Origin of the sequence: Ensifer sp. 22521 (assembly GCF_052044795.1) — a bacterium.
In the GTDB taxonomy this organism is placed as follows: domain Bacteria; phylum Pseudomonadota; class Alphaproteobacteria; order Rhizobiales; family Rhizobiaceae; genus Ensifer.
The window spans coordinates 287903-313696 of record NZ_JBQENM010000009.1; the positions used below are offsets into that span (position 1 = coordinate 287903).

The following is a 25794-nucleotide window of genomic DNA, read 5'->3' on the forward strand; positions in this document are numbered from 1 at the left end:
CGGCTTTTCTTGGTGGAAACACCGATGGGACGAGTGCCGAAGGCTTTCCAAGCCTGGGCAGACGTCCCTGGAATGGCCACCCTGCAAGGTTTGCTGCGGCGCCACCCCGCCGATCGCGTCATGCGAATGGATGCGGAATTGCAGCGACGATAGGCAGCGAAACTTAAGATTCCGCGAATAAGTTCATGTTCGCCGGCGGACATTTTAGCGCCCTGCCACAGTCTTCCGGGCAATTGAACTCGGCTGGGGCGAACCGTTCTACTTGCGCTGAAAGAAAACCGGCCGCCGCATGCGATCCCGTTTGCACAAGCCGGCAGCCAATGCTTAAACATTAGGCGATCCATCCCGTGGATTCGCCTCCCCATTCGTCGACAGCGTAGCCCGCTTTCCGGCGCCGCAGGACAGCCAGCATGCAAGCCTCCACCAATTTCCGCGGCATTCTTTTCATGTGCCTGGCGATGGTCACGTTCTCCTGCAACGACGCGCTGGTCAAATCCGTCACCGGCGCGATGAATGTCGGCCAGATCATCTTCGTGCGCGGGCTGCTGACGACGCTGATGGTGGTGCTCGCCGCCTGGCAGTTTCGCGCCTTTCGGCCGCTCCGCACCCTGATGAAGCCGGTGATCCTGCTGCGCATCGCCATGGAGGCGCTCGCCTCGGTCACCTATATCTCCGCCCTCGGCCAGATCCCGCTCGCCAATGCCTCGGCGATCATGCAGGCGCTGCCCTTGGCCGTCACGCTCGGCGCCGCCCTGTTCCTCGGCGAGCCAGTCGGCTGGCGGCGCTGGACGGCGATCATCGCCGGCTTCATCGGCGTGCTGATCGTGCTTCGGCCCGGTCCCGAGGGCTTCACGCCGGCGGCACTGACCGTCGTCGCCTGCGTGTTCGTCACGGCAACCCGCGATCTCTGCACCCGCCGCATCGGCCATGACGTGCCCTCGCTTTACATCACCGTGTCGACCTCCCTTGTCACAACCATCGTCGGTGCCGTCCTCATCCAGCCGATGGGCGGCTGGCAGCCAATGTCGGCGACGACCTTCAGCCACATCGCCGCCGCGAGCATCCTGCTGATGCTCGGTTACCAGACGATCGTGCTGGCAATGCGCGCCGGCGATATCTCGGTCATTGCGCCCTTCCGCTACACCAGCCTGATCTGGTCGATCGCGATCGGCATCTTCTTCTTTACGGAAGTGCCCGATACCTGGATGCTGGTCGGCGTTGCGGTCATTATCGGTTCGGGCCTCTACACCTTCTACCGCGAGACCCTGCGCGGCCGAAAAGCGGTCGCCCAGCGCTCGCTGACCGGCCCTTTGGAATAGGAGCCGCGCGATGCCGGACACCTCACGCCGTCTGATCAGCGAACCGCTACCCGCCGTCATCCTCGCAGGCGGACTGTCGCGCCGCATGGGAAGCCCCAAGCCCGACCTTCACCTGGGTGGCCGCACGATGCTTTCGCACATCATCGAGCGGCTTCGTCCCCAGGTCACCAGCATAGCCGTCAACCTCAACGCCGAACCGGCAGACGCCGTCGACGGAAATACGCCCGTCATTGCCGATACGGTTCCGGGTTTTCTCGGACCGCTCGCCGGCGTGCTGACGGCCATGCGCCATGTGGCAGGGGCTACGCCGGAAGCATCCCATGTCTTGGTCGTTCCCACCGACACGCCCTTCTTTCCCGATGACCTCGTCGCGCGACTGATCGCCGCCTTGACCCAACGTCAACAGATTGCCGTGGCGGCATCCGTCGGCCAGATGCATCCACTGTTTGCGCTCTGGCCAGTTGCGCTCGCCGACGAGCTGGAGACCTGGCTGACGAGCGACCCGAAGCGCCGCGTCCGTGCCTTCATCGAACGCCATGCCTCGGTAACGGTCGACTTTCCTGTCACCATGACGCCGAAGGGCGCATTCGATCCCTTCTTCAACGTCAACACTCCTGCGGATCTCACCGAGGCGAAGGAATGGTTGAGCTTTTTCGAGGACAGCAGAGCATGAACGCCATGAAGATCTTCGGCATCGCCGGCTGGAAGAATTCCGGCAAGACCGGACTGATGGTGCGGCTCGTCACCGAATTGACGCAGCGCGGCTACGTGGTTTCCACCGTCAAGCACGCGCACCACGACTTCGACATCGACAAGGTCGGCGCCGACAGCTACCGCCATCGCGAGGCTGGCGCCCACGAGGTGACGATCGTCTCCGGCACGCGGTTTGCGATCATGCACGAATTGCGCGGCGCACCGGAACCGTCCTTCGAGGACATCCTTGCGCGGCTTGCCCCTTGCGATCTTGTGCTCGTCGAAGGCTACAAGCGCGAACCGATCCCGAAAATCGAGGCCCGGCGCCTGGAATCGGCGAACCGAGAGCCGCTGGCCCCCACCGATCCGCACATCTGCGCGATCGCTGCCGATCACCCGGTTGCCAATGCCGATCTTCCGCTTTTCGACCTCGACGACACCATCGCGATCGCCGATTTCGTGGAGAAGGTCACAGGGTTGCAGCGCAAAGGCGTCTGAAAGGCGCGAAGGCGCTGCAGGCTCAACGCTGCGAGGCGCGGCGATACTCTTCGGGCAGCTTCGCCAGCAACTCCTGCGCCTTCCGCATCCCCTGCGCGGCGGCCTTGGCACACCATTCGGCCGCGGCTGAAAGGTCCTGCTCCACCCCATCGCCTCTCGCATAGGCGATACCGAGAAAGAATTGCGCGTCGGCATTTCCTTGCTCCGCCGCCTTGCGGAACCACCGGACGGCAGCCGGAGCGTCAATCTCCACGCCGATGCCGTTCAGATAGGCCATGGCGAGATTGAACTGCGCGAAGGCATAACCCTGGTCAGCCGAAAGCTTGTAGAGCCGCGCCGCTTCCTTCACGTTCTTCTCTATACCTTGGCCGTTCGCATACATGACCGCCAGGTTGAATTGCCCCTTGGGATCTCCGCGATCAGCAAGCATCAGGAACCAGCGGTGCGCCTCCGCGTAGTTTTCATTAACGCCGGCACCCGTCAGGTACATGGCGCCGACATTCATCTGGGCTTGCGGGTTCCCCTGTTTTGCCGCCTTCAGGAACAGCTCGAATGCCTGAGCCTCGTCCTTCTCGACGCCGCGACCCAGCATGTAGAAGATTGCCAGATCCACCTGCGCCGAGGCCATGCCCCGGTCGGCCGCCAAGCGGCACCACTTTACCGCTTCCCGATCGTCACGCCCGACGCCGAATGCGCGCACGTAGATGGTGCAGAGGAGATTTTGTGCCTGCCCATTTCCGCCACGCGCAGCAAGCCGCAGCCAGCGATCCCCCTCCTTGGTATCGACCCGCCCGGCCTCGCTGTTGAAATAGAGCCTGCCGGCATTCGTTTGTCCTTCGATGTTCCCCTGCTCGGCTGCTCGCACATACCAGTTGAGCGCCTCGGGAACGCTACGTTCGACACCGGTGCCTCTCTCGTACATGACTCCGAGATTGTACTGAGCGCGGGGTTCCCCGCCGATCGCGGCGCGCGACTCCCATCGGTAGGCCGCTGCGTCATTTCTCAGCGTGCCGTTGCCCTGCAAGTAGGCGACGGCGAGATTGTGCATGGCCGCAACCAGCCCCTGCTCTGCCGCCTTGCGATACCATTCGAAGGCCTCAGCAAGGTCGCGCTTCGTTCCACGCCCCTCCTGGAGCAGGTAGCCCAGGTTGTATTGGGCGGTGGCGTGACCTTGTTCCGCAGCCAACCGATAGTAGACGATAGCCTGCGCCTCGTCCTTCGCGACACCCAAGCCGCGTTCGTAGTGAACCCCGAGACTGAATTGGGCGGCCGGCATCTTCTGCTCGGCTGAAAGCCGATACCAGCGTAGCGCCTCGGCATAGTTCTGCCTCACGCCCTCGGCACCGTTGAAATAGATAGTGCCAAGCAGGAATTGCGCTTTCGCGTTACCCTTCTCGGCCGGCCCCCGATACCAGCCGATGGCTTTCAAAACGTCGCGCGCAACACCCTCACCTGTCTGGTAGCGTATGCCGATATCGATCTCAGCCTCGACATCGCCTTTCTCGGCGCGCTCCAGCACTTGCTCGAACGGCTGCAATGGCGCACTCGCACCATCCGCGCGCGCAGGCGACGCGAATGCCTGCGATAGCAGCGCGATAACGAACCCGATAACGATACGCTTCATCCACTCCTCCGCAGCGCGATAACGAACCCGATAACGATACGCTTCATCCACTCCTCCAGAGCCAGACGCATAGCTCGACAAGCCTAAGGGGGAGCTGCCGGCAACGGAAAATGGAATTCGACAAGCCGCTACTTTGCGTCGAGCAGCGGCCTTGCAACTGTCATGAGAGAAACGGCTTGGTCGAGCACGCACAATCCACCACGCGATATGGGATATGGAACGTCGCCGCGCTCGGGGAGATACACTCGACGCAGACATTTTCCGGCGTTGACCATTTCCTTACGGACATTTTCCGCAGCCAGCCGCCAAAATCAGTCAATTCGTCGCGCCGACCGTCATTTCATCCGGAATGTCATTCAATCGGACGAAGCTGTAGCCCTTCGCCTTGAGATCGAGAATGCCGCGCGCGACGCCGGCGCCGGCGGAATGGGTCGGCTGGTTGATATGGGCGATGATGACGTCGCCGTCCTTCGCTGCGCGAATGCGCTTTTCGGCGACGGCTGCGCCGAGCAGCGAGCCGCCGTCGCCGTTCACCGAGTAGCCGGCGATGCGATAACCCATGGCGCGGATCTGGCTCATCGACGAATGGGTATATTTGGCGGTTGCCCCACGGAACCAGTGCGGCGCCGGCAGGCCATGCGCCTTGATCGCCGTCGCACCGCCATCGACTTCGGCCGCAACCGAAGCCTCCGACCCGGCCGCCGCCAGACCATAGACCGAGACCTTCACGTCGATCGGCGGCACATGCATCGCGCCGTGATCCTCGATCTCGAACAGATCCGGATGCGCCTTCATCACCTCGACGACGAGGCCGTTGCGCTTCAGCCAGCGCGCGGTCACGAAGATCGTCGCCGGAATGTGGTTCTCGATCAGGGTGCCGAGGATGCGCATGTCGGTCGCGCCGCTGCAGGCATCGAGCGTCAGGGCGACGCGCGGCGCCCCGCTCTTTCCATCTGGATTGGCCGGCAGCCGCAGATCCGGCTCCACGAGCCCCGGTGCTGCGACAGCCGATTGGGTGAGCATGGCTAAGGCGAGGAACGGCAGGGCAACGGCTTTCATGGCAATCCGGAAATTAAAGAGGCTGGAGATCTGTGAAACGACGGAAACCCGCCTTTTGCGAGGCGGGTTTCCTAGAGCTATTCGGACATTCCTGCCCGAAGCTTGATCAGCGCAGTGCGACTTTTATCAGCGCTGGGCGACTTTGTTAGCGCTGCGCGACCGGACGGACCAGCGGCGTGACGCGGCGAATGGTGACGCGGCGGTTCTGCTGTTCGGCCTCCTCAGTCCGCACCTTGAGGAAGCGCTCACCGTAGCCCTGGGTCACCAGGTTTTCCGGCGGGATGCCGTAGACCTCGGTCAGCAGGGAGGCGACCGATTCGGCGCGCTTGTCCGAAAGCACGAGGTTCGAGCGGTCCGAGCCGACGGCATCAGTGTGGCCTTCGATGAAGAAGGTTTCACCCGGATCCTTCGCCAGAACCTTCTCCATTGCGGCCGCGACCTTGCGCATGGTTTTCGCCTGCGACATCGACACTTCGGCGCTGCCCGTCGGGAAGGTGATCGTATCGAGATCGATACGGCGAACCTTGTCGCGCAGGCGGGCCGAATGACGCACCTCGTCCATCGTGTAGACGCGCTCGACACGCTCGACCGGCGGCTCGGCCAGGAACTCGTAGTAGTCACGGTCCGGGTCGTCGGAAACGTCGGCAATATAATCACTCACCGGGATGCGCAGGCGCATCGGCGGCAGTTCGTAGCCGACGTCGATGATCGCCGGACGCGGACCTTCGTCACGCTCAGGCGCATAGATCATCAGATATTCGTTGCCGTCGCGGTCAACGCGCGAGCGCTGCAGGATGTCGCCGTAACGGTTGTAGACGGTGACGATCCGGTAGCCGCCCGGACGCAGGATGGTTTCGCGGGTACGACCGCGCGGAAGTTCGTCGTAATAGGTCTCTTCCGCATCGTGGCGCAGGCGCGGACGATCGTCGCCACGCACGAAGATCTGGTCGCCAACGCCGAGGATCACGCGGTTGTCGACCTGCTCGACGACCTTCACCTCGGTGATGTTGTTGGTGACGTTGTTGACGGTCGTGTTGTTGTTGATCACCGTGTTGTTGATGACGGTGTTGTTGACGATGTTGGTCGTCTCCGGAACCACGAAGACCGGCGCCTCATCGACGCGCGTGCCCTTTTCGTTGAGGTTCGCCTCGATCTTCTGCGTCAGGTCGGCCGGGGTCTCGGCGGTGATGGCAGCCTGGGATGCGGCATCGTCTGCCGGCGCCGGCGCGTCTTCTTCCTTGGCGCGCAGCTCCTCGCGCAGCTTCTGGCGCTCTTCGCGCGCCTGGTTGCCGCCGGCATTGTCGGCGTCCTTGTCGCTGTCGAGCACGGCCGCACCGTTTTCAACCGGCAGAACGACGGTCTCGTCGGTCGCCGCCGGGTCTTCGGCGATCTTCACCTTTTCTTCTTCGGTGCGGGTGTCGACCACTTCCGGAACCGGCTGCTGCACCTGCGGCTGCTGCTCGGCGGTCGCCGGCTGCTCGGTCCCCGGGACGGGCTGACCTTCGCCGGTCTGCGGCTGCTCGGTGCTCGGCACAGGCTGGCCCTCGCCGGTCTGCGGCTGCTCCGTGCCAGGTACTGGCTGGCCTTCGCCAGTCTGGGGTTGCGGCTCCGTGCCCGGCGCCGTTTCGGTCGGCGCGGGTTGTTCGCCGGCCTTCTGCTCCTCGGTCACGGGCGGCTGCTCGCCGGCCTTCTGCTCCTCGGTGGTCGCAGGCTGTTCGGCTGCCTTGCCGCCTTCCGGCGGGCAAGCGGTCGATGCATCCTGACCTTCCGGTACGACGCAGGTACCGGGCTGAGCCTGTTCCGCAGCTTTCTGCTGTTCTTCAGCTGCCTTCTGCTGTTCGGCAGCCTGGCGGGCAGCTTCCTCTTCAGCAGCCTTCTGCTGTTCAGCGGCTTTCTGTTGCTCTTCGGCAGCCTTCTGCTCTTCGGCTGCCTTCTGTTCGTCAGCGGCCTTCTGCTGCTCGGCCGCCTGGCGGGCAGCTTCTTCCTCAGCCGCCTTCTGCTGTTCAGCGGCTGCACGGGCAGCCTCTTCCTCGGCAGCCTTCTGTTGTTCAGCCGCCGCGCGGGCAGCCTCTTCCTCGGCAGCCTTCTGTTGTTCAGCCGCCGCGCGGGCAGCCTCTTCCTCAGCGGCCTTCTGCTGTTCAGCGGCTTGGCGGGCAGCCTCTTCCTCAGCGGCCTTCTGCTGTTCGGCGGCCTGGCGGGCAGCCTCTTCTTCGGCAGCCTTCTGTTGCTCAGCAGCCTGGCGCGCAGCCTCTTCTTCGGCCGCCTTCTGCTGTTCGGCCGCCTGGCGTGCTGCCTCTTCTTCGGCCTGGCGCTGCTTCTGCAGCAGCAGCTCTTCCTCAGACTGACCGCCACCCTCCTGTGCAACCTCGAATGGCTTCATCAGGTTGTCGGCGCCAGCGGGCGGAACCGCGACGGACACCGACAGCACCGGCAGCGCGACGGTTGCAAACAGCTTGGATCGAATCGACATTTGTCTTCCTTCCTCTTCTTGGGAGGTCCTGGTCCCGCATCCTCTTCCCAGCGTATGACACGGCTAAGAATGGGTGCGAACGCGAATACTCACGGGGCCTTGACCCAAGGTTCCGGCTTTTTTGTGTTGCCAACGACACGCGCCGTCAAGTGCAATGCCCGAGCCACGCGCCGGTTCCTTGATAAGGGCTAGCGGAGGCAAGATTAACCGGCGCTGAACGCACCGTTCATGTTCATTGCGCGACCCGCTACCACAATCTGCGGTCGAAATCCTTTTCCCGGTGAGCACCGTCGCTTTCCTGTTGATTTTTACAGGAAAAGAGTACGAATATCGCCGCAACCGGAGGCAAACGCTCCGGCAGAAATTGGCATCCGTGAAAAACAAAAAACCGGATGTCGGCCAACAGAGAGGACTATCATGCGTATTTCCAAGCGGCTGGCAGCCGCCGCATCGGCTGCCGTTTTCGTGCTCATGGCAAGCTCGGCCATGGCCGACGGCGAAAAGGTCGTTATCGGCACGGAAGGCGCCTACCCGCCCTTCAACAACCTTGCAGCGGACGGCACGCTGACGGGCTTCGACATCGACATCGCCAAGGCACTGTGCACGGAAATGAAGGCCGAATGCACCTTCGTCACGCAGGACTGGGACGGCATCATTCCGGCGCTGATCGCCAAGAAGTTCGACGCCATCATCGCATCCATGTCGATCACTGCCGAGCGCAAGGAAAAGGTCGACTTTACCAACAAGTACTACAACACGCCGCCGGCAATTGTCGTGCCGAAGGATTCGCCGATCACCGAGGCGACCGAGGCAGCGCTTGCGGGCAAGACGCTCGGCGCGCAGGGCTCCACCACCCATTCCAACTATGCCGAAGCGCATATGAAGGGTGCGGACATCAAGCTCTATCCGACGGCTGACGAATACAAGCTCGACATCGCCAACGGCCGTATCGACGCCGTCATCGACGACGTGGTCGTTCTCTCCGAATGGCTGAAGTCGACAGACGGTGCCTGCTGCAAGCTGCTCGGCACGCTGCCGATCGACCCCGTCATCAACGGCGAAGGCGCCGGCATTGCCGTGCGCAAGGGCGACGACGCGCTGCGCGAAAAGTTCAACAAGGCGATCGAAGCGATCCGCGCCAACGGCAAGTACAAGGAAATCAACGAAAAGTACTTCCCGTTCGACGTTTATGGCAGCTGATTGACGGGATCCGGCGCGATTTCCTAGTGAATCATGCCGGAGAAACGTCAGTTCATGCGAAAAATGCAACGGCGGACGGCTTGCCCTTCCGCCGTTTTTGTTTGACAAGAGCCTAAAACAAAGCGCGATCGATACACACAAAAACGGCGCAAAGGGGAAACTTCTGACATGAGCGGGTTGTTTGCCGGCTTCTATTCCATCCTTTCCTGGATCGGATCGATCGTCGATCCATTCTGCGGCCCCGTCGGGGTCTTTCGTTGGCTGGCGCCCGGCACCTTGCTGGCCTGCGGCGACACAGGCTGGGGCGACGATATCGCCTACGGCTTCGTGGTTACCGCGAGCCTTGCCATCGCGACGCTGCCCGTCGGCCTGCTGATCGGCTTTTTCATCGCTCTCGGAAAGCAGTCCGAAGAGCGCACCATACGGTTGGCCGCCAACATCTACACGACGATCTTCCGCGGCCTGCCCGAACTGCTGACGCTCTTCATCGTCTATTACGGCCTGCAGATCCTCGTTCAGCAGCTGCTGGCGACGCTCGGCTACGAGGGGCCCGTGGAGATCAACGCCTTCTTCGCCGGCATGATCGCGCTCGGCGTCGTGTTCTCCGCCTATTGTTCCGAAGTGCTGCTCTCAGCCTTCAAGGCCATTCCACATGGACAATACGAGGCCGGCGATGCCCTTGGTTTGCATCGCGGCAGGACCATGCGCCTCATCATCCTGCCGCAGCTCGTGCGCATCGCGCTGCCCGGTCTCGGCAATCTCTGGATGGCGCTGCTCAAGGACACCGCCCTCGTCTCGGTGGTGGGCCTGACCGACATCCTGCGCCAGACCGGCGTCGCCGCCCGCGTTACCAAGCAAGCCTTTGAATTCTATGGTGTCGCCTGCGTGCTCTTCCTGATCCTCGCGATGATTTCCTCGATCGTCTTTGCGAACCTGGAACGCTGGACCAAACGTGCGGAGATGGGCCGATGAGCACTGTTGCAACGATGATCCCGCCGCAGGCCCCGCCTCCGGTTCCGCCAAGGCCCTATACGCTGACCCGCTTCGTCGGCAGCGTCGCGCTCGGCGTCTGGCTGGCGCTTGGCGTCGGCATCTTCCTGACCGTCGTCAATGGCTGGGACCCGGAGAAATTCGCGAAATACGGTCCGCGCTTCCTCTCCGGCCTCGGCGTCACGCTGATGCTGGTCTCGATCTCGATCGTCCTCGGCGCCCTTCTGTCGCTGCCGATCGCGTTTGCCCGCATGTCGAAGAACAAGCTCTGGTCGTGGCTCGCCTACGGCTATGTTTATTTTTTCCGCGGCACGCCGCTGCTCGCGCAGCTCTTCCTGATCTATTACGGCCTCGGCAGTTTCCGCCCGCAGCTGGAAACGGTCGGCCTGTGGTGGTTTTTCCGCGATGCGTGGAACTGCGCGCTCTTCGCCTTCACGCTCAACACCGCAGCCTACCAGGCGGAAATCCTGCGTGGCGCAATCGGGAGCGTGCCGCGCGGACAGCGTGAAGGTGCCGCCGCCCTTGGCCTGCCCGAGCGCGTCGCTTTCTGGAAGATCATCCTGCCGCAGGCGATGATCGTGGCGCTGCGCCCCTACGGCAATGAAATCATCCTGATGATCAAGGGCTCGGCGATCGTCGCGATCGTCACCGTCTTCGACCTGATGGGCGAAACCCGTTACGCCTTTTCCCGCACCTTCGACTTCCAGATGTATATCTGGGCGGCCATTCTCTACCTGATCATGGTCGAGATCCTGCGCAACATCTGGAGCATGCTGGAAGCGCGGCTAACCCGTCACCTCAAGCGCTGATTCCGGAAATCACCGACGAGCAAAGCTTGGCAGCACTCTCCGTGAGATGCTGCCAAGCTTTTGTTATTTCTTACGAAAGTTTCATTTCAGGGCAAATATTAGCCCTTGATTAAGAAATCGGGCGTTTCATCATAGAGACCAACCTTTGCGAGAAGTGAGGTCCTAATGACGAACGAAATGGAACTGCAACTGAAGGGCTACGGCCTGACGACCGCTCAGATCCTCTACCACATGCCGGATCATCCAACCTTCCTCCAGACCTATGTGTGGCAGCACTACGACCTGGCACCGGACTTTCCGGAAATGCGCAGCTTCCTGAAATTCTGGGAAGAGAAACTGGATGGACCGCTGCATTCGGTGCGCTATGTGCATCGCAAGCTGATCTCGGCGACGGAATGGCGCGCGCTCAAAGGCGAGTTCATTCTGCACTGAACCGCCGATCGAAACCGAGGAGCCTAAGGTGGCCTTCGGTCAGGCTACCGGCGTTGCGATCGGCAAGCCCTGATAACCGCGATCGCTCAGCGTTGCGGACGCTGCAGCCGATGCGCTCTCAGACATGCACCTCGCCATGCGCCAGTTCGCCTTCACGCGGCTCCCTGTGCAGCGAGCCGTAAAGGACAAGCGCATAGAACAGCAGAACGCCCAGGACCACCGGCCAGCCAGGCAAAGGGCCGAGTGCGGCATTCTCGGCGACATCGGTCCAGGACCGCACATGCCCGAAGGGTTCGCCATTGGCCGACATCTTCGGCGAGGAGATCTTCAGCGCCCAGGCCAGCAGCAGGATCAGATACATCCAGCAATAGTTGCGCTGCAGCCGCCGACAGAGCGCCTCGCGATAGGTCATCAGAAATGCCGGCTTGCGCAGGCTCTTGGCGATCGCCGCCGCCCAATTGAAGTTCGGCGCGCCGTCCGGCGCCAGGATTTGCGCGAAGTATCCGCGTTCCAACTGCCGCACGCGGGCGCGATAGACATCGAAGAAGCGGTAACGCCGCGCCTCGATCAAGAGCAGCAGCGTAATCAGCAGCATCGCGAAGAGCAGCACGCCGTGATGTGACGTCGGCGTCGACAGCGATACCGAAAGCAGCGCCGCAACCACAGTGATAGCCCAGTTCGAGGTTCGGTCGATACGGTCGCGCCAGCCGGCCATGCGGCCCATTTCACCGCGGTAATAATGCACGACCGCGTTGATCTGCTCTTGGGATGTTTGCGGCAGCGGCGGCCCCTTCGGCTCCTTGATCTCCCCACTGATGATCAGCGGACCGAGCTCGGCGGACATCGGCGTTCCTCCCGTCTTTTCTTATGCTTGCGATGATGACTCCTTTCCTCTCGCCGATAAATCCCGACGGCGTCGCAGGGCGCCGTTTTTCGTTCAAAAGGCCAATGAAAACCTATTTGTCGTCCGGATACCGATTAATCCGCTCCGGTAAACGATCGCCGACGGCGATTGCCAAAGCGCCTCTGCGGACGTAAGAAGCGCCCATGACCCAGAAGAGCACGAAAATCGACGAGGAAGCGCTGGCGGAAGCCTATAACCGCGCCCTCTCCCTGGAAAAATCCGGCAAGTTCGATGCCGCCGCCGATGCCTATGCCGAAGTGCTGGCGCTCGACCCGGAAGACCACGGCGGCGCTGCCGTGCGCCTGGCCTCGATGGGACGCGGCGAGACGCCGGTGAAGGCGCCTGACGCCTATGTCGCCACCCTCTTCGACCAGCATGCCGAAGTGTTCGACAACGTGCTCGTCGACCAGCTCGGCTACTGCGTGCCGCTCCTCGTGCGCCAGCGGCTGCAGGCGCTTGAGCTTGGCCCGTTCGATCGTGTGCTCGATCTTGGCTGCGGCACGGGCCTCACCGGCGGTGCGCTCCGCGACATGGCCGACGACATCACCGGCATCGACCTCTCCGAAAACATGGTCGAGATCGCCCATGAGAAGGATCTCTACGAGACGCTCTACGTCGCCGAAGCGGTCGATTATCTCGACGACAACGACGACGAGCCCTTCGACCTGATCGTTGCGACCGACGTGCTTCCCTACATGGGCGCGCTCGAAGCGCTGTTTTTCGGCGCGGTCGACAACATGGTGCCCGGCGGCCTGCTGATCTTCTCCAGCGAGACCCTGCCAACCGAGACCTTCGCCGGCCGCGATTTCATGGTCGGCCCGCACCAGCGCTTCGCCCACGCCGAGAGCTACCTGCGCAACCGCCTGGCCGCCACCGGTTTCGAGATCGTCGAAGTCGGCGACATCACCGTGCGTCTGGAAGAAGGCGAGCCGATCGCCGGCCACCTGGTGATCGCGCGCTTCAAGCCCTGATCACCTGCAGCTTCCTTAAGTCGTCTGCTATGTAAGGATAAAAATAGGGTGCCGCGGCGCTGAAGGCGGCGCGGCATGACCGCATGAAAAGGGCGCATCCCACTTTGCGCCCTTCCCTCTTTTCGAGAGCTATCTAACAGGTGCCACCAGTCGCACCTTTTGGCCCATAGCGACTGGGCGCCGACAAAGATCGGGCGCGGAGCCCTTACTGGTGCGCCAGCGCCGTCTTGCCCAATGAAAACTGCCTTTCGTAGAAAATCCGGACGGACAGAACGACCCCGCCAATGAGGATCGCGATCCCTGCAGCTTCCATCGCGGTCGGCCATCGAGCATGAACGACGAGACCGCCGATGACCCCAAATGCCGTTTCCGAAACGATCAATTGCGCGGCCAGTGCAACGGGCAAGGTTCGAGACGCGACATTCCACGCCCACACTCCGCATACGGTTGCCAGAAGCGCGAAGGATGTACCCCAAAGATAGAGTGAGCCGGCGGCGTGCCACCCAAAACCGAGTTTTGGAAGCTGAAAGAGACCCATCGCTGCTCCAGCCGGGTAGAAGGCCAGCATCAAGATACCTCCGCCAACGAGGATAAGCGCGGACCACACACCGGAGGGCATTTCAGGTCGGACGGCCAAGGCGGCCTGATTGGCAATCGCAAACCAGACCCACAATGCCACCGCCGCAAGCGCCAGCGGAACACCGATCCAGAAGGAACGGACGGATTCCAGTCCCTCTGCCGTGAACGCTGTGCCATTGACGAAAACAAGACCGAGCAGCACCAGCATGAGAGGCACCGTCAGGGATTGCCATGACACCGATCCCTGCCGCTGGTTGCCGACCACCATCAGAACGAGCGGAACCAAACCGAGAAAGGCGGGAGCAATCACCGGCCCAGCAAAGATGGCAGCTCCTGTCACCGTCAGGAAGTAGCCGACGTAGCCGATGAAGGCGAGCCAGATTGCTGAAAGCCAGTTTCGGAGCGTCAGGTGTTGTATCACCCCCCGATCCGAAAACAGAATACAGAGGCCGACCAGAGCCGAGACCACATGACGGACAAGAGCAAAATCAAAGGTGGAGTAGTCGCCGATGATGAAAGGCACAACGAAGTTGAGCGAAAAGGCGAAGGCCGCGAAGAGTGCGGCAAGAACGCCTACGTAGAAACTCTTGTCCATAGTCCGGCCTCATTGGTTTTTCGGACGCTAATGCTTCCCTTCACGGTCCGCCATGCATGTGTTTGACAAACACCTTTTCCAGATTGGAAGTCGGCGCTTGAACGACCTAGCAATTGAGCGAACTGTGCCTGGAAGGGCGCGTTGGACTTCAACTTCGGGGCCAACGTCGCTGGATTAGAGCGGCTCCATGTATACGGCGTGTGTTTGGCGAGCGCAGATGTGTACCAGAATGTACGGCGGGCGGGTTTTCTCGGCAGTTGAGGCACCTGGTGACTGCTCGCGGTACGCAACTGCCAACGCCATCCTCGTCACCATTGCTGGCCTGTGCCACATAACAGCACTCTTTTCCGCTCCCGTTCCATCGGCTACACCAAAGCGAAAGCAATGGGAGTATTCGGAAAATGGCAAAGGTCGCATTCATCGGTCTCGGCGTCATGGGCTATCCCATGGCCGGCCACCTCAAGGTCCGCGGCGGACACGAGCTGACGGTCTACAACCGTACCTTCGCCAAGGCCGAGAAATGGGCGGCCGAGTTCGGCGGCCGCGCAGCGCGGACACCGGCCGAAGCCGCCGATGGCGCCGAGTTCGTCTTCTCCTGCGTCGGCAATGACGACGACCTGCGCTCGGTAACGACCGGCAAGGACGGCGCCTTCGAAACGCTGAAGGCCGACGCCGTCTTCATCGACAACACCACCGCTTCGGCCGAAGTCGCCCGCGAACTCTATGCGGCAGCGAAGGCGCGCACCGCTCACTTCATCGATGCGCCGGTCTCCGGCGGCCAGGCCGGCGCCGAAAACGGCGTACTGACCGTCATGTGCGGCGGCGATGAACCGGCTTTCGATCGCGCCAAGCCGGTCATCGAAGCCTTTGCCCGCATGGTTGGCCTGATGGGCCCGGCCGGCGCCGGCCAGATCACCAAGATGATCAACCAGATCTGCATCGCCGGCCTCGTCCAGGGACTGGCCGAAGGCATCCACTTCGGCAAGAAGGCCGGGCTCGACATCGAGAAGGTTGTGGACGTCATCTCCAAGGGTGCTGCCGGCTCCTGGCAGATGGAAAACCGCCACAAGACGATGAACGCCGGCAAGTACGACTTCGGCTTTGCGGTCGACTGGATGCGCAAGGATCTCGACATCGTGCTGGCGGAGGCCCGCCGCAACGGTGCCAAGCTGCCGGTGACCGCTCTCGTCGACCAGTTCTACGGCGATGTCCAGGAAATGGGCGGCAACCGCTGGGATACGTCCTCGTTGCTCGCCCGCCTCGAAAAATGAGCCTCGGCCCGTCCTCGACCGCAGACGAGATCATCGCTCACCTGCGGTCGCTCGGCTCTGAAGACAATCTCGCCGGCATGGCGCGCTTCGGCATCGTCACCGAAGCCGCCCTCGGGCTCTCCAATGTCGAGCTGCACAAGGTGACGCGGCAGGTGAAGGTGGATCACCGCCGCGCGCTGAAGCTTTGGCAGTCCGGCATCCGCGAGGCGCGCATCCTGGCCGCGTTTACCGCCGACCCGAAAGAACTGACGCTGGAAGAGGCGCGCCGCTGGGGCGACGATTGCAATTCGTGGGAAGTGGTCGACACCGTTGCCGACCTTTTCATCGCCGCCCGCTTCGAGCGCGAACTGATCCCGGAATTCGCGGCCGACGAACGTGAATTCGTCCGGCGCATCGCCTTCGCGATGATTGCGACCGCTGCGGTCCACCTGAAGAAGGAACCGGACGCGACGCTCCTGAACTGGTTGCCGCTGATCGAGCGGCACGCAACCGACGAGCGGAACTTCGTGAAGAAGGCGGTCAACTGGGCGCTCCGACAGATCGGCAAGCGCAATTCCGCCTGCCATGGTCCTGCACTGGCGCTCGCAGAGCGCCTGGCCGAAAGCGCAAACCGCGCCGCCCGCTGGACGGGCAAGGACGCGGTTCGCGAACTTAAGAGCGACAAGGTGCTCGCGCGGCTTGGTCTCGATCAAAGCTGAGCCCGCTAGCGCAGGCGCCTCAATCCTCGGCGGATTTCGCCTGGTCGATCATCATGTAATCGAGCGGAAGCTCGGTCGTGTACTTGATCTGCTCCATGGCGAAGGCAGAAGAGACGTCACGGATCTCGATCTTGGCAATCATGCGCTTGTAGAATGCGTCGTAGGCGGCAATGTCAGGCACGACCACGCGCAGAAGATAGTCGACGTCGCCGCTCATGCGGTAGAATTCGACCACCTCGGGAAACTCGGACACCACTTCGGAGAAGCGGCGAAGCCATTCCATCGAGTGCGAGTTTGTGCGGATCGACACGAACACCGTGACCTTGGTGTTGATCTTCACCGGATCGAGAAGGGCGACACGGCGGCGGATGACGCCGTCCTCTTCCATCTTCTGGATGCGCCGCCAGCACGGCGTGGTCGAAAGTCCCACCTTCTTGGCAAGGTCGGCAACGGCCAGCGTGGAATCCTCCTGCAACAGGCGCAGGATTTTGCGGTCTAGGCGGTCCATGAAAGTCCCTCTCGAATTATTTTTCCCTCTATAGCGCGAAATTGGTGAAGATAAAGAAAATTGTTTCAGATTGTGAGCATAAGAACCCGCTCCCGCAGGAACGGCAGAACATCGGCCTCGAACCAGGGATTGCGCTTCAGCCAGCCGGTGTTGCGCCAGCTCGGATGCGGCAGCGGCAGAATGGCGGGATCCGCATTGCGCATCGCGTAGCGCCGCCAGTCCTTTACCGTCTCCGTCATCGATTTCGGGCATTCCGGACCGATGTGCCAGCGCTGCGCATAATGCCCGATCGCCAGCACCAGCTCGACCTGCGGCATCTGATCCATCACCCGCTGCCGCCAGAGCGGCGCGCATTCCCGACGCGGCGGCAGGTCGCTGCCATGGGCGTCATAACCGGGAAAGCAGAAGCCCATCGGCACGATCGCGAATTTCGCCGGATCGTAGAAGCTCTCGCGGTCCACCCCCAGCCATTGGCGGAGCCGATCGCCGGATGCATCGTTGAACGGCAACCCGCTGTCATGCACACGAAGCCCGGGCGCCTGTCCTGCGATCAGGATGCGTGCCGTGGTCGAGATCACCGCCACCGGTCGCGGCTCATGCGGCAGGCGGTCGTCGTCGCCACGCAGCGGACTGTCGCGGCAGATGCGGCAGGCGGCAATTTCTGCTCTCAGCCGCTCCAGGTCCGGGACATCGTTCTCAGGCATTGCCGATACCCGCAAACAAGGCGGTCAGCCGCTCCATGAGCCAGCGCCTTATGGTCTCGAGCCAACCATCGACCAGATGCGGCCCCTCGTCCGGATGGTCATTCGTGCGGCGCCATTCCTGCGGGGTCGTGAACGTGCCGACCCAGATGCCGCGCCGCTCTTTCTCTGCCCGCGCCTCTTCCGCTTGATAGCGCCCGTAGCTGACCGCATAGCCGGAGAGCACCATCTCACGGCCAATGTCCCGCCCGCCCGCTTCGCATGTGCCGAGATCGCGACCGTACCGATCGCGGCCATGAAAGCGGCAGCGGACATCGCCGGCGGAAATCAGCGCTCTCAGGCGATCGCGCGCCTGGCGGCCGCAATCCCAGGTCTCGCCGTCGCGCGCGCAGCTCTGGTCGAGTTCCGGCGCATCGATCCCCTCGATGCGGATGCGCTTGCCGTCAAGGCGAAGACTGTCGCCGTCGCTCGCCGACGCCGCTCCGCGCGCCTCCCCGGTCGCCGCACGCTCCCCCACGGGCAGCTTGTCGGCGTAATAGGCAACGATCGAAAGCAGCAGAAGAATGATCCATCCGCCGAGCATGCCGCCACGGCCGGCCGATCGCGATCGCCCCGAAGACCCTCCGCCTCGCCCGCCGGTGAAGCGGTATCTCGCCCAGCCCGATTTCACGTTTCCTGCACCTTTATCGCTACGCGCGCTCCCTGATCGAACCGGGACCGCATCACAAACATCGACGATTCCAAAAACTTAGAGGCGGAACCTCATGTGCCGGCTCTCAACTTTTGGCCCATGGACACCACCGCGCCATAATGGTTGTCGAATCCTTCACACACGGCAGCAACTTCTTAAGGATTGCTCACTAGACTGCAACGAAACCATAACCTTCGCATAAGAGCATGAGTATCGCTGCCAGCACCTCGACAGATAAGATCATTGTCGACAAGTCGCGAAACCATCGAAACAAGGCCGTTTCGAGGACGGTTCGCGCGACGCGAGAGCGGCTGCAAACGGGCTCGTCCGTGCCTTCAGGCTTCGAGCGCGAAATGCTCAATCTTTACATCGATTCGGCCCTGCACGGCGCCATCGCCATACCGGTGCTCGTCGCCCTGATTGCGGCCGTCGGGGTCTATCTCTCCGGCAATCTCAGCATCATCCTCTGGGCCGTCATGACCCTTTCGGCGCATGCGGTGACGCTGGTGCTGGCGAGGAAGGCGTGCAAGAAGGACATCGTTGCCGAAAAGGTCCCGGTCTGGCGCCGGCGCTTCCTGCTCGGCCAGGTGTTGATTGGTCTTTGCTGGGCCGCCTTCGTTGCGCAGGATTGCGCGTCGTGCGGCGATGTCCGCTTCGGTTTCTTCGAGGGCACTGCCCTGCTTTTCGCGCTTGCGGCCACTGCCATGGGCACGTTCCTGCTGCGCAATGCCCTGCTCTGCACCTTCACGCCCGTGGTCGCCGCACTGGCCTTCGTCTCGCTGACGACGGGCAATCCGATCTATATCGGCCTCACGGGCATCATCTCGCTGGCGCTGCTCTTCCTCGTGTTCATGACCGATCGCATGAACCGCGCCAATGTCCACATCCTCTCGGTTCAATCGGAGAAGGATGACCTGATCGCCGAGCTCGAAGTGGCAAAATCGATGTCGGACGAGGCACGGCGTCGGGCGGAGGAAGCGAACCTCGCCAAGTCGCGCTTCCTGGCCTCCATGTCGCATGAATTGCGCACGCCGCTGAATGCCATTCTCGGCTTCTCCGAGGTCATGTCGACGGAGGTTCTGGGTCCGCTCAGCAACCCGACCTACAAGGAATACACCAACGATATCCATCGTTCCGGCGAGCATCTGCTGAACCTGATCAACGAGATCCTCGACCTGTCGCGCATCGAAGCAGGCCGCTACGACCTGAACGAGGATGCGGTCAGCCTCGTCGAGATCGCCGAGGACTGCGTCGGCATGGTGCAACTGAGGGCGCGCGCCAAGAACATTACCATCCACTCGCAGTTCGAACTTGGCATGCCCTCGGTCTGGGTCGACGAGAAGGCAATGCGGCAGGTCATCCTCAATCTGCTGTCCAACGCCGTGAAATTCACCAATTCGGGCGGCGAAGTCACCTTCAAGGTCGGCTGGACGGCCGGCGGCGGACAATATCTCTCGATCAAGGACAACGGTCCGGGCATCCCGGAAGAGGAAATCCCGATCGTTCTGTCGGCCTTCGGTCAGGGCTCGATCGCCATCAAGAGCGCCGAGCAGGGCACCGGCCTCGGCCTGCCCATCGTCCAGGCCATTCTCGCCAAGCACAATGGCGAATTCATCCTGCGCTCCAAGCTTCGGGAAGGCACCGAGGCGATCGCCATCCTGCCGGCCCGCCGCGTGCTCGAGAGCCTGCCGGCAGTCGAGGACGTGGCAGCCCCGATCCGTCGTCGCAAGAGTTTCGCCTGATCCATGTTCATCGAAACGCAACGCTTGAGGCTTCGGCCCTGGGAGCAGCGCGACGTCGCGCCCTTTGCCGTCGCCAATGCCGATCCGGACGTGCGCCGCTACTATTTTCCTGACATTCTGACGCGGGAGGATACCGCGGCGATGATCGCCGACTGCGACCGGCACCTGCGCAGACACGGCTTCGGCTTTGTGGCCGTCGAGCGCAAGGCTGACGGAGCGCTCATCGGCGGTCTCGGCCTTTCGCATGCCGGAGACGAAATCCCCGGTGGCCCGCATGTCGAAATCGGCTGGATCCTCGCCCGCCCCTACTGGCGGCAAGGATATGCGCTCGAAGCGGCAAGCGCCTGTCTGCACCATGCCTGGTCGGCGCTCGCGCTTGCCGAGGTCATCGGCTATACCTCGCGCATCAACGAACCATCACGCGCGCTTATGGAAAAGCTCGGCATGCGCTCGGATCCGGCGGAGGATTTCGATGACGTGACGGTGCCAGAGGGCAACCCGCTGCGCCCGCACGTGCTCTATCGGATCGCGCCGAACGATCGGCGGTAACGGATCAGTTCATGAAACCGTCGAAGATCACGACGTAGCCGGCATAGACGCCGTTGGCGATGATCAGGCAGAGGCAGGCGAAGGAGCCGAGATCCTTGGCGTTCTTGCCCATTTCCGAGATTTCCGGCGAGACCCGATCGACGATTTCCTCGATCGCCGTGTTGATCGCCTCGAAGGCCATCATCAGCAGGAACAGGATCGCCATCGCCACGAACTGGAAAAAGGTCGCGCCGACGATGGCGAAGGCAACCATGGCGATGCCGAAAGCGATCAGCTCATGGCGGAAAGCAGCCTCGCTGATCAGCCGTTTCGCGCCGCCCAGCGAATAGCTGGCGGCAGCGAAGAGATGCCGAATGCCGGTCTGCTTCTCGACGGGACTCGTCTGTCCAATGCGGTGCGTGGTGTTCTTGGCGTCCATTTCTTCTCGACAAGGCTTGAAACTGCGCTTGCTTCGACATCGTGAATGAGGCGAATGCAAGGCGTTTGCCGGTTGCAGGCGTCTGCTGCATGTTTCCTTAAATTCCATCCGACTTAAGGATGAAAACATGCAGCACTTCAAAGTGCTGCAGCGACCTTTGCGCGTCTGACGAGACGCGCGGCGCTGTCAGACAATAGTTAGGGCTGCATGTGCGCTTTGGATAGGCGAGAAGCACGCGGCCATCAAGGCCCGCCACAACGCGGGAATAGCGCCCGCGACAGGCTTTGGACAGCAATCGGCCGGCTTTGCCGTGAAAGCCGGCCGTATCTTGATTATTCCTTGTTGCTGACGCCAGCCTGCGCGAAGGTCGCCATGCCGCTGTGGCAGGCCGCCGCCGCCTTGACGATGCCGGCGGCAAGGGCCGCACCCGTGCCCTCGCCGAGCCGCATGCCGAGCGCCAGCAACGGCGTCTTGCCGAGCTTCTCGATCGCGCGGATATGGCCCGGTTCGCCCGAGACGTGGCCGATCAGGCAATGGTCGAGGGCTGACGGATTGGCCGCCTTCAGGATTGCCGCTGCCGCAGTCGCCACGTAGCCATCGATGATGACGGGCACCTTCTGCACGCGGGCCGCGAGGATCGCGCCCGCCATCGCCGCGATCTCACGGCCCCCGAGGCGGCGCATCAGCTCGAGCGGGTCGGAAAGGTGATCGCGATGCAGCGCCACTGCCTTCTCGACAGCGGCGATCTTGCGCTTCAGTACCTCGCCTTCGGAACCGGTACCCGGACCGACCCATTCCTCGGCCGTACCACCATAGAGGCCGAGATTGATCGCCGCCGCAATGGTGGTGTTGCCGATGCCCATCTCGCCGATGCACAGCAGATCCGTGCCGCCGGCGATCGCCTCCATGCCGAAAGCCATGGTGGCAGCACAATCCCGCTCCGAAAGTGCCGCTTCCTCGGTGATGTCGCCGGTCGGATATTCAAGTGCCAGGTCGAAGACCTTGAGGCCGAGGTCGTGGCTGACGCAGATCTGGTTGATCGCAGCACCACCGGCGGCGAAATTCTCGACCATCTGGGCCGTCACGGACGACGGGAACGGGGTAACACCCTGACGGGTGACGCCGTGGTTGCCGGCGAAGATCGCCACCAGCGGCCGGTTAACGGCCGGCGCCTTGCCGGTCCAGGCGGCGAGCCAGAAGGCGATTTCTTCAAGACGTCCGAGCGCGCCCGGCGGCTTTGTCAGCTGTGCGTCCCGCTCGCGCGCCGCGACCAGCGCTGCCGCATCCGGCCCCGGCAGGTTACGCAACAATTCGCGGAAATCATCAAACGGCAGACCGCTGGCACTCATGCTGGGAATCCTTGCATATCGTGAATCTACGCTCCTCATAGAGGGCGTCGAATATTCGGGCAACGGCATTTGCGCCAATCGGCGTCGCCGGAGCATGATCCGTCACGGGACGGACGATTCGACGCACGGCGTTTTGCATGCTCACCCTGCTCTCACTTGCGGGCGGCGGTGACATCTGCCATTGCGGCTGAGGGCCGGATCTTTGGAGGAGCCATGGGCTTTCTGGGCGATTTCTGTGACGACGTGGCGCGCTCGATCGGCTTCCTGAGCCGCATTCCCATGCCGGGACGCCACTTCGTCGGATATGACGGACGGCTGGACCGGGCCGTGCGCGCCTTCCCGCTCGCCGGCATCGTGATCGTCCTGCCCTCCGCAGCCGCTGCCAGCGCGATGATCGCGCTGCATGTGAGTTCGCTTTTTGCCGCCTTCGTCGTCGTCGCCATCCAGGCGCTGCTGACCGGCGCACTGCACGAGGACGGACTCGGCGACACGGCCGACGGCTTCGGCGGTGGACGCGACCGCGACGCGGCGCTCGCGATCATGAAGGACAGCCGCATCGGTACCTATGGCGCCGTCGCGCTCATTCTCTCCTTTGGCCTGCGCGTCTCGGCGCTCGCCTCCATCCTGCCGCTGTTCACGCCGCTTGGCGCCGGCATGGTGATCCTTGGTGCTGCAGCGCTCAGCCGCGCCGCCATGGTCTGGCACTGGTCCAGCCTGCCGCCGGCACGCAGTGGCGGTGTTGCAGCTTCCGCCGGCGTACCGGAGCCGGGAGCTGGCCGCTTCGCCCTCGGCTTTGGTCTTCTCGCCGCAATGCTGCTCTTCTATTTCGCCAAGGTACCGGCCTTCGGCCTGATCGCAACACTCCTCGCCTTCCTTGCCACTGTCAAAGGCTTCGGCCGGCTCGCAGCCGCCAAGATCGGGGGACATACGGGTGACACGATCGGTGCCACGCAGCAGCTCACGGAAATCGCAGTGCTCGGCGCCCTTGCGCTGACGGTTTGAAAGATCGATATATTCCGGGAAAAACTGGGCAACGCCATGGAATCTCCCTGCATTCTCGTCTGTTCCATCGATGACAAGACCGGCTATTGTTTCGGCTGCGGCCGCACGCGTGACGAGATAGGCCGCTGGACGCTCTACACCGACGCCGAACGCCGGGCGATCATGACCACGCTGCCCGACCGGCTAGAGACGGTCGAACGCAAGCCTCGGCGCGAAACGCGCCGCAGCCGCATGGCGAGGGAACGCGGAGAAGCATGACCCGTCTCGCCATCCTGCTCTCGATCCTGGCCATTGGGCTCATCCTGCTGATCGTCAACCACGATGCCGGCCGCACCATGGGCCTTGCCAACGACGATTTCGGCCGGCTGGTCTCGTTGGGTGCGATCGCCACGCTGATCGGCGCCGGGGTCCTGCAAAGCCGCCGCCGTTTCGGCGAAGGGCTGCGCCAGGTCGCCATCTGGCTCCTCATCACGCTCGCCCTCGTCTCGGCCTATGTCTACCGCTTCGAATTGCATGGCTTCGGCAATCGCCTGCTCGCCGGCCTCGTCCCCGGCCGCGCGACCGTGATCACCGACAGCGAGGGCCAGCAGGAAGTGGTGCTGCACAAGATGCTGAACGGCCATTTCGAAACCGGCGTGACGGTCAACGGCAAGGACATCAACATGCTGGTCGATACCGGCGCCAGCAGCATCGCGCTGACCTACGAGGATGCCGAGCGGATCGGCCTTGATCCGGAAAACCTCAGCTACATCGTCACCGTCATGACGGCGAACGGCCGGGCGCAGGCGGCACCCGTCATGCTCCAGGAAATCTCCGTCGGCCCGATCACCCGGCGCAACATCGGCGCGACCGTGGCCGCCAAGGGGCGGCTCGACCAGAGCCTGCTCGGCATGAGTTTCCTGTCGACGCTGGAGATGCTGCAGATGCGCACCGACGAGCTGCGCCTGCGCGACTGAGCCACAGGCGTCAGAACAAACCGCAGCGGCGCCTGCCGTCAGTTTCTGAGCCGGTAGCCGGTGCGGAAGATCCAGGCGAGGATCGACATGCAGGCCGTCAGGAAGGCGAGGATGATCACGGCGCTGAAGATCGGGTTGACGTCGGAAACCTCGAAGAAGCTCCAGCGGAAACCGCTGATCAGATAGAGCACCGGATTGAAGTGACTGACCGCCTGCCAGAAGGGTGGCAGCATCTTCACCGAATAGAAGCTGCCGCCGAGGAAGACGAGCGGCGGGATCACCAGCATCGGGATCAGGTTCAGCTGCTCGAAGTCCTTGGCCCAGATGCCGATAATGAAGCCGAACAGGCTGAAGGAAATGGCCGTCAACACGAAGAAGAACACCATCACGAACGGATGCGCGATCGTCAGGTCGACGAACAGCGAGGCCGTCAAGAGGATGATCGTCCCGATCATCAGCCCCTTGGTCGCCGCCGCGCCGACATAGCCGAGCACGATCTCGACCATCGAGACCGGCGAGGACAGAACCTCGTAGATCGTGCCGGTGAATTTCGGGAAATAGATGCCGAAGGAGCCATTGCCGATGCATTGCGTCAAGAGCGTCAGCATCATCAGGCCGGGCGTGATGAAGGCGCCGTAGGAAACGCCGTCGATCTCCTGGATGCGTCCGCCAATCGCGGCGCCGAAGACGATGAAATAGAGCGAGGTCGAGATAACGGGCGACACCACGCTCTGCAGCAGGGTGCGCCGGGTACGGGCCATCTCGAAGAAATAGATCGACTTGATCGCTTCGATATTCATCGCCCTGCCCCCACGATTTCGACGAAGATGTCTTCCAGCGAGCTCTGCCGCGTGGAAATGTCCTTGAGCCGGATACCGGCTTCGGCGAGGGCCGCCAGCAGAGTGGTAATGCCGGTGCGTTCAGCGCTCGTGTCGTAATCGTAGATCAGACAGTGCCCATCGCCCTCGAGCGTCAGATTGTAGCTCGACAGCGTTTCGGGAACGCCATCCAGTGGATTGGCGAGATCGACGCGCAACTGCTTGCGCCCGAGCTTCGACATCAGTGCCGCCTTGTCTTCGACCAGCAGGATCTTGCCGCCGTTGATGACGCCGATGCGGTCGGCGATTTCTTCCGCTTCTTCAATGTAATGCGTCGTCAGGATGATGGTGACGCCGGAAGCGCGCAGCCGCTCGACGACCTCCCACATGCTCTTGCGCAGATTGACGTCGACGCCGGCTGTCGGTTCGTCGAGGAAGAGGACCCTCGGTTCGTGCGACAGCGCCTTGGCGATCAGCACGCGCCGTTTCATGCCGCCGGAGAGTTCGCGCAGCATGTTGTCCTTCTTGTCCCAGAGCGACAGGTCCTTCAGCACCTTCTCGATATGGGCGGGGTTCGGCTTCTTGCCGTGCAGGCCGCGGGAGAAGGAGACCGTGTTCCACACGGTTTCGAAGGCGTCGGTGGTCAGTTCCTGGGGTACGAGCCCGATCATCGCGCGCGTCTCGCGAAACTCGCGCACCACGTCATTGCCGCCAACCGTCACCGTTCCGCCGCTCGGATTGACGATGCCGCAGATGATCGAGATCAGCGTCGTCTTGCCGGCGCCGTTCGGCCCGAGCAGCGCCAGGATCTCGCCTTCCTCGATATCCAGGCTGACGCCCTTCAGCGCCTGAAAGCCGGAGGCATAGGTCTTCGACAGATTGGAAACGGAAACGATAGGCGCCATGAAGCAGATCCGGATGCGGGGGGCAAAGTCGGCAGGTTTCGCC

The 25794-nt window shown here is 62.5% G+C and carries 27 protein-coding genes; 15 read left to right on the top strand and 12 right to left on the bottom strand.

Translation table 11 applies throughout. From position 1 onward, the window contains the following. Positions 1 to 410 precede the first annotated feature (410 nt). From ACTJKE_RS16385 to mobB, 3 genes are read left to right on the top strand one after another with little or no spacing between them, the layout of a single operon-like run. A complete protein-coding gene (locus tag ACTJKE_RS16385; RefSeq protein WP_058328844.1) occupies positions 411 to 1319 on the top strand; it encodes a DMT family transporter in 909 nt (302 codons plus the stop codon). Positions 1320 to 1329: 10 nt separating this feature from the next. Beyond that, a complete protein-coding gene (gene mobA, locus ACTJKE_RS16390) occupies positions 1330 to 1992 on the top strand; it encodes a molybdenum cofactor guanylyltransferase MobA (protein ID WP_058328845.1) in 663 nt (220 codons plus the stop codon). Then, on the top strand, positions 1989 to 2510 hold the full coding sequence (gene mobB / locus ACTJKE_RS16395; protein WP_112996056.1) for a molybdopterin-guanine dinucleotide biosynthesis protein B: 522 nt from the start codon (positions 1989 to 1991) through the stop codon (positions 2508 to 2510). Before mobA ends, mobB begins: the two co-directional genes overlap by 4 nt. A gap of 22 nt (positions 2511 to 2532) precedes the next feature. On the opposite strand, the gene ACTJKE_RS16400 is transcribed toward mobB, so the two are convergent. The 3 genes from ACTJKE_RS16400 to ACTJKE_RS16410 all read right to left on the bottom strand — a co-directional run bounded on the left by ACTJKE_RS16400 (position 2533) and on the right by ACTJKE_RS16410 (position 7663). Further along, positions 2533 to 4215, bottom strand: a complete 1683-nt coding sequence (locus tag ACTJKE_RS16400) for a tetratricopeptide repeat protein (RefSeq protein WP_440692017.1) — start codon at positions 4213 to 4215, stop codon at positions 2533 to 2535. 234 nt (positions 4216 to 4449) lie between these two features. After that, entirely contained in the window at positions 4450 to 5193 is a 744-nt protein-coding gene (locus ACTJKE_RS16405) for a polysaccharide deacetylase family protein (RefSeq protein WP_113514112.1), read from the bottom strand. Between the two features lie 145 nt (positions 5194 to 5338). Further along, positions 5339 to 7663, bottom strand: coding sequence for an OmpA family protein (locus tag ACTJKE_RS16410; protein WP_440692019.1), 2325 nt, complete (start codon positions 7661 to 7663; stop codon positions 5339 to 5341). Positions 7664 to 8080: 417 nt separating this feature from the next. Here ACTJKE_RS16410 and ACTJKE_RS16415 point away from each other — a divergent pair, with 417 nt between their 5' ends. From ACTJKE_RS16415 to ACTJKE_RS16430, 4 genes are all read left to right on the top strand, one after another. Further along, complete coding sequence (locus tag ACTJKE_RS16415; protein WP_058324058.1) at positions 8081 to 8863, top strand: ABC transporter substrate-binding protein; 783 nt, start codon at positions 8081 to 8083, stop codon at positions 8861 to 8863. 168 nt (positions 8864 to 9031) lie between these two features. Beyond that, positions 9032 to 9835 (top strand): ABC transporter permease, encoded by an 804-nt coding sequence (locus ACTJKE_RS16420; protein ID WP_057248842.1) that lies wholly within the window; start codon positions 9032 to 9034, stop codon positions 9833 to 9835. Then, positions 9832 to 10662: an ABC transporter permease gene (locus ACTJKE_RS16425; protein WP_057248841.1), complete on the top strand. Its 831-nt coding sequence runs from the start codon at positions 9832 to 9834 to the stop codon at positions 10660 to 10662. Before ACTJKE_RS16420 ends, ACTJKE_RS16425 begins: the two co-directional genes overlap by 4 nt. Before the next feature lie 165 nt (positions 10663 to 10827). Beyond that, a complete protein-coding gene (locus ACTJKE_RS16430; RefSeq protein WP_057248840.1) occupies positions 10828 to 11094 on the top strand; it encodes an usg protein in 267 nt (88 codons plus the stop codon). Between the two features lie 118 nt (positions 11095 to 11212). Here the strand turns inward: ACTJKE_RS16430 and ACTJKE_RS16435 are convergent, their stop codons facing one another. Then, positions 11213 to 11938: a DUF2270 domain-containing protein gene (locus ACTJKE_RS16435; RefSeq protein WP_058328851.1), complete on the bottom strand. Its 726-nt coding sequence runs from the start codon at positions 11936 to 11938 to the stop codon at positions 11213 to 11215. 203 nt (positions 11939 to 12141) lie between these two features. Here ACTJKE_RS16435 and ACTJKE_RS16440 point away from each other — a divergent pair, with 203 nt between their 5' ends. Beyond that, the gene (locus ACTJKE_RS16440) at positions 12142 to 12969 is read left to right on the top strand and encodes a class I SAM-dependent DNA methyltransferase (protein WP_057248838.1); all 828 of its coding nucleotides are present in this window, start codon (positions 12142 to 12144) and stop codon (positions 12967 to 12969) included. A 205-nt stretch (positions 12970 to 13174) separates the two neighbouring features. Here the strand turns inward: ACTJKE_RS16440 and ACTJKE_RS16445 are convergent, their stop codons facing one another. Beyond that, positions 13175 to 14143, bottom strand: a complete 969-nt coding sequence (locus ACTJKE_RS16445) for a DMT family transporter (RefSeq protein WP_057248837.1) — start codon at positions 14141 to 14143, stop codon at positions 13175 to 13177. A 401-nt stretch (positions 14144 to 14544) separates the two neighbouring features. On the opposite strand from ACTJKE_RS16445, the gene ACTJKE_RS16450 reads away from it, so the two are divergent. Together ACTJKE_RS16450 and ACTJKE_RS16455 are read left to right on the top strand one after the other, a co-directional pair. Beyond that, the gene (locus tag ACTJKE_RS16450) at positions 14545 to 15414 is read left to right on the top strand and encodes an NAD(P)-dependent oxidoreductase (RefSeq protein WP_057248836.1); all 870 of its coding nucleotides are present in this window, start codon (positions 14545 to 14547) and stop codon (positions 15412 to 15414) included. Next, positions 15411 to 16112, top strand: coding sequence for a DNA alkylation repair protein (locus ACTJKE_RS16455; protein WP_058324056.1), 702 nt, complete (start codon positions 15411 to 15413; stop codon positions 16110 to 16112). Before ACTJKE_RS16450 ends, ACTJKE_RS16455 begins: the two co-directional genes overlap by 4 nt. Before the next feature lie 19 nt (positions 16113 to 16131). On the opposite strand, the gene ACTJKE_RS16460 is transcribed toward ACTJKE_RS16455, so the two are convergent. The 3 genes from ACTJKE_RS16460 to ACTJKE_RS16470 all read right to left on the bottom strand — a co-directional run bounded on the left by ACTJKE_RS16460 (position 16132) and on the right by ACTJKE_RS16470 (position 17991). Then, positions 16132 to 16620, bottom strand: a complete 489-nt coding sequence (locus ACTJKE_RS16460) for an Lrp/AsnC family transcriptional regulator (protein WP_057248834.1) — start codon at positions 16618 to 16620, stop codon at positions 16132 to 16134. Positions 16621 to 16685: 65 nt separating this feature from the next. Further along, complete coding sequence (locus ACTJKE_RS16465) at positions 16686 to 17324, bottom strand: uracil-DNA glycosylase family protein (RefSeq protein ID WP_113514114.1); 639 nt, start codon at positions 17322 to 17324, stop codon at positions 16686 to 16688. Next, positions 17317 to 17991, bottom strand: a complete 675-nt coding sequence (locus tag ACTJKE_RS16470) for a thermonuclease family protein (protein WP_440636132.1) — start codon at positions 17989 to 17991, stop codon at positions 17317 to 17319. Before ACTJKE_RS16470 ends, ACTJKE_RS16465 begins: the two co-directional genes overlap by 8 nt. Before the next feature lie 227 nt (positions 17992 to 18218). Between ACTJKE_RS16470 and ACTJKE_RS16475 the strand changes: the two genes are divergently transcribed. Both ACTJKE_RS16475 and ACTJKE_RS16480 read left to right on the top strand, forming a co-directional pair. After that, a complete protein-coding gene (locus tag ACTJKE_RS16475; protein ID WP_113514118.1) occupies positions 18219 to 19754 on the top strand; it encodes a sensor histidine kinase in 1536 nt (511 codons plus the stop codon). Positions 19755 to 19757: 3 nt separating this feature from the next. Then, positions 19758 to 20303 carry a GNAT family N-acetyltransferase gene (locus ACTJKE_RS16480; protein ID WP_058328858.1) on the top strand — a complete coding sequence of 182 codons (546 nt, stop codon included), beginning with the start codon at positions 19758 to 19760 and terminating at the stop codon, positions 20301 to 20303. Positions 20304 to 20307: 4 nt separating this feature from the next. Here ACTJKE_RS16480 and ACTJKE_RS16485 read toward each other — a convergent pair whose 3' ends face one another. Together ACTJKE_RS16485 and cobT are read right to left on the bottom strand one after the other, a co-directional pair. Further along, complete coding sequence (locus ACTJKE_RS16485) at positions 20308 to 20721, bottom strand: diacylglycerol kinase (RefSeq protein ID WP_058324051.1); 414 nt, start codon at positions 20719 to 20721, stop codon at positions 20308 to 20310. A 332-nt stretch (positions 20722 to 21053) separates the two neighbouring features. Continuing rightward, entirely contained in the window at positions 21054 to 22070 is a 1017-nt protein-coding gene (gene cobT, locus ACTJKE_RS16490; protein ID WP_057248828.1) for a nicotinate-nucleotide--dimethylbenzimidazole phosphoribosyltransferase, read from the bottom strand. Positions 22071 to 22283: 213 nt separating this feature from the next. On the opposite strand from cobT, the gene ACTJKE_RS16495 reads away from it, so the two are divergent. The 3 genes from ACTJKE_RS16495 to ACTJKE_RS16505 are packed head-to-tail and all read left to right on the top strand — an operon-like array spanning position 22284 to position 24028. Continuing rightward, the gene (locus tag ACTJKE_RS16495) at positions 22284 to 23072 is read left to right on the top strand and encodes an adenosylcobinamide-GDP ribazoletransferase (protein WP_058324050.1); all 789 of its coding nucleotides are present in this window, start codon (positions 22284 to 22286) and stop codon (positions 23070 to 23072) included. Between the two features lie 36 nt (positions 23073 to 23108). Further along, positions 23109 to 23330 carry a DUF1289 domain-containing protein gene (locus tag ACTJKE_RS16500; RefSeq protein WP_093232979.1) on the top strand — a complete coding sequence of 74 codons (222 nt, stop codon included), beginning with the start codon at positions 23109 to 23111 and terminating at the stop codon, positions 23328 to 23330. After that, positions 23327 to 24028 carry a retropepsin-like aspartic protease family protein gene (locus tag ACTJKE_RS16505; RefSeq protein WP_058324048.1) on the top strand — a complete coding sequence of 234 codons (702 nt, stop codon included), beginning with the start codon at positions 23327 to 23329 and terminating at the stop codon, positions 24026 to 24028. Before ACTJKE_RS16500 ends, ACTJKE_RS16505 begins: the two co-directional genes overlap by 4 nt. 38 nt (positions 24029 to 24066) lie before the next feature. On the opposite strand, the gene ACTJKE_RS16510 is transcribed toward ACTJKE_RS16505, so the two are convergent. Together ACTJKE_RS16510 and ACTJKE_RS16515 are read right to left on the bottom strand one after the other, a co-directional pair. Further along, positions 24067 to 24828 carry an ABC transporter permease gene (locus ACTJKE_RS16510; protein WP_057248824.1) on the bottom strand — a complete coding sequence of 254 codons (762 nt, stop codon included), beginning with the start codon at positions 24826 to 24828 and terminating at the stop codon, positions 24067 to 24069. Continuing rightward, a complete protein-coding gene (locus ACTJKE_RS16515; protein ID WP_057248823.1) occupies positions 24825 to 25751 on the bottom strand; it encodes an ABC transporter ATP-binding protein in 927 nt (308 codons plus the stop codon). The genes ACTJKE_RS16510 and ACTJKE_RS16515 overlap by 4 nt, the downstream gene beginning before the upstream one ends. Between the last annotated feature and the right edge of the window lie 43 nt (positions 25752 to 25794).

Excerpts from the sequence above, each read along its gene's own strand:
- ACTJKE_RS16385 (WP_058328844.1), top strand. The coding sequence starts at position 411 with ATGCAAGCCTCCACCAATTTCCGCGGCATTCTTTTCATGTGCCTGGCG.
- mobA (WP_058328845.1), top strand. The coding sequence starts at position 1,330 with ATGCCGGACACCTCACGCCGTCTGATCAGCGAACCGCTACCCGCCGTC.
- mobB (WP_112996056.1), top strand. The coding sequence starts at position 1,989 with ATGAACGCCATGAAGATCTTCGGCATCGCCGGCTGGAAGAATTCCGGC.
- ACTJKE_RS16405 (WP_113514112.1), bottom strand. The coding sequence starts at position 5,193 with ATGAAAGCCGTTGCCCTGCCGTTCCTCGCCTTAGCCATGCTCACCCAA.
- ACTJKE_RS16410 (WP_440692019.1), bottom strand. The coding sequence starts at position 7,663 with ATGTCGATTCGATCCAAGCTGTTTGCAACCGTCGCGCTGCCGGTGCTG.
- ACTJKE_RS16415 (WP_058324058.1), top strand. The coding sequence starts at position 8,081 with ATGCGTATTTCCAAGCGGCTGGCAGCCGCCGCATCGGCTGCCGTTTTC.
- ACTJKE_RS16420 (WP_057248842.1), top strand. The coding sequence starts at position 9,032 with ATGAGCGGGTTGTTTGCCGGCTTCTATTCCATCCTTTCCTGGATCGGA.
- ACTJKE_RS16425 (WP_057248841.1), top strand. The coding sequence starts at position 9,832 with ATGAGCACTGTTGCAACGATGATCCCGCCGCAGGCCCCGCCTCCGGTT.
- ACTJKE_RS16430 (WP_057248840.1), top strand. The coding sequence starts at position 10,828 with ATGACGAACGAAATGGAACTGCAACTGAAGGGCTACGGCCTGACGACC.
- ACTJKE_RS16435 (WP_058328851.1), bottom strand. The coding sequence starts at position 11,938 with ATGTCCGCCGAGCTCGGTCCGCTGATCATCAGTGGGGAGATCAAGGAG.
- ACTJKE_RS16440 (WP_057248838.1), top strand. The coding sequence starts at position 12,142 with ATGACCCAGAAGAGCACGAAAATCGACGAGGAAGCGCTGGCGGAAGCC.
- ACTJKE_RS16445 (WP_057248837.1), bottom strand. The coding sequence starts at position 14,143 with ATGGACAAGAGTTTCTACGTAGGCGTTCTTGCCGCACTCTTCGCGGCC.
- ACTJKE_RS16450 (WP_057248836.1), top strand. The coding sequence starts at position 14,545 with ATGGCAAAGGTCGCATTCATCGGTCTCGGCGTCATGGGCTATCCCATG.
- ACTJKE_RS16455 (WP_058324056.1), top strand. The coding sequence starts at position 15,411 with ATGAGCCTCGGCCCGTCCTCGACCGCAGACGAGATCATCGCTCACCTG.
- ACTJKE_RS16460 (WP_057248834.1), bottom strand. The coding sequence starts at position 16,620 with ATGGACCGCCTAGACCGCAAAATCCTGCGCCTGTTGCAGGAGGATTCC.
- ACTJKE_RS16465 (WP_113514114.1), bottom strand. The coding sequence starts at position 17,324 with ATGCCTGAGAACGATGTCCCGGACCTGGAGCGGCTGAGAGCAGAAATT.
- ACTJKE_RS16475 (WP_113514118.1), top strand. The coding sequence starts at position 18,219 with ATGAGTATCGCTGCCAGCACCTCGACAGATAAGATCATTGTCGACAAG.
- ACTJKE_RS16480 (WP_058328858.1), top strand. The coding sequence starts at position 19,758 with ATGTTCATCGAAACGCAACGCTTGAGGCTTCGGCCCTGGGAGCAGCGC.
- ACTJKE_RS16485 (WP_058324051.1), bottom strand. The coding sequence starts at position 20,721 with ATGGACGCCAAGAACACCACGCACCGCATTGGACAGACGAGTCCCGTC.
- cobT (WP_057248828.1), bottom strand. The coding sequence starts at position 22,070 with ATGAGTGCCAGCGGTCTGCCGTTTGATGATTTCCGCGAATTGTTGCGT.
- ACTJKE_RS16495 (WP_058324050.1), top strand. The coding sequence starts at position 22,284 with ATGGGCTTTCTGGGCGATTTCTGTGACGACGTGGCGCGCTCGATCGGC.
- ACTJKE_RS16500 (WP_093232979.1), top strand. The coding sequence starts at position 23,109 with ATGGAATCTCCCTGCATTCTCGTCTGTTCCATCGATGACAAGACCGGC.
- ACTJKE_RS16505 (WP_058324048.1), top strand. The coding sequence starts at position 23,327 with ATGACCCGTCTCGCCATCCTGCTCTCGATCCTGGCCATTGGGCTCATC.
- ACTJKE_RS16510 (WP_057248824.1), bottom strand. The coding sequence starts at position 24,828 with ATGAATATCGAAGCGATCAAGTCGATCTATTTCTTCGAGATGGCCCGT.
- ACTJKE_RS16515 (WP_057248823.1), bottom strand. The coding sequence starts at position 25,751 with ATGGCGCCTATCGTTTCCGTTTCCAATCTGTCGAAGACCTATGCCTCC.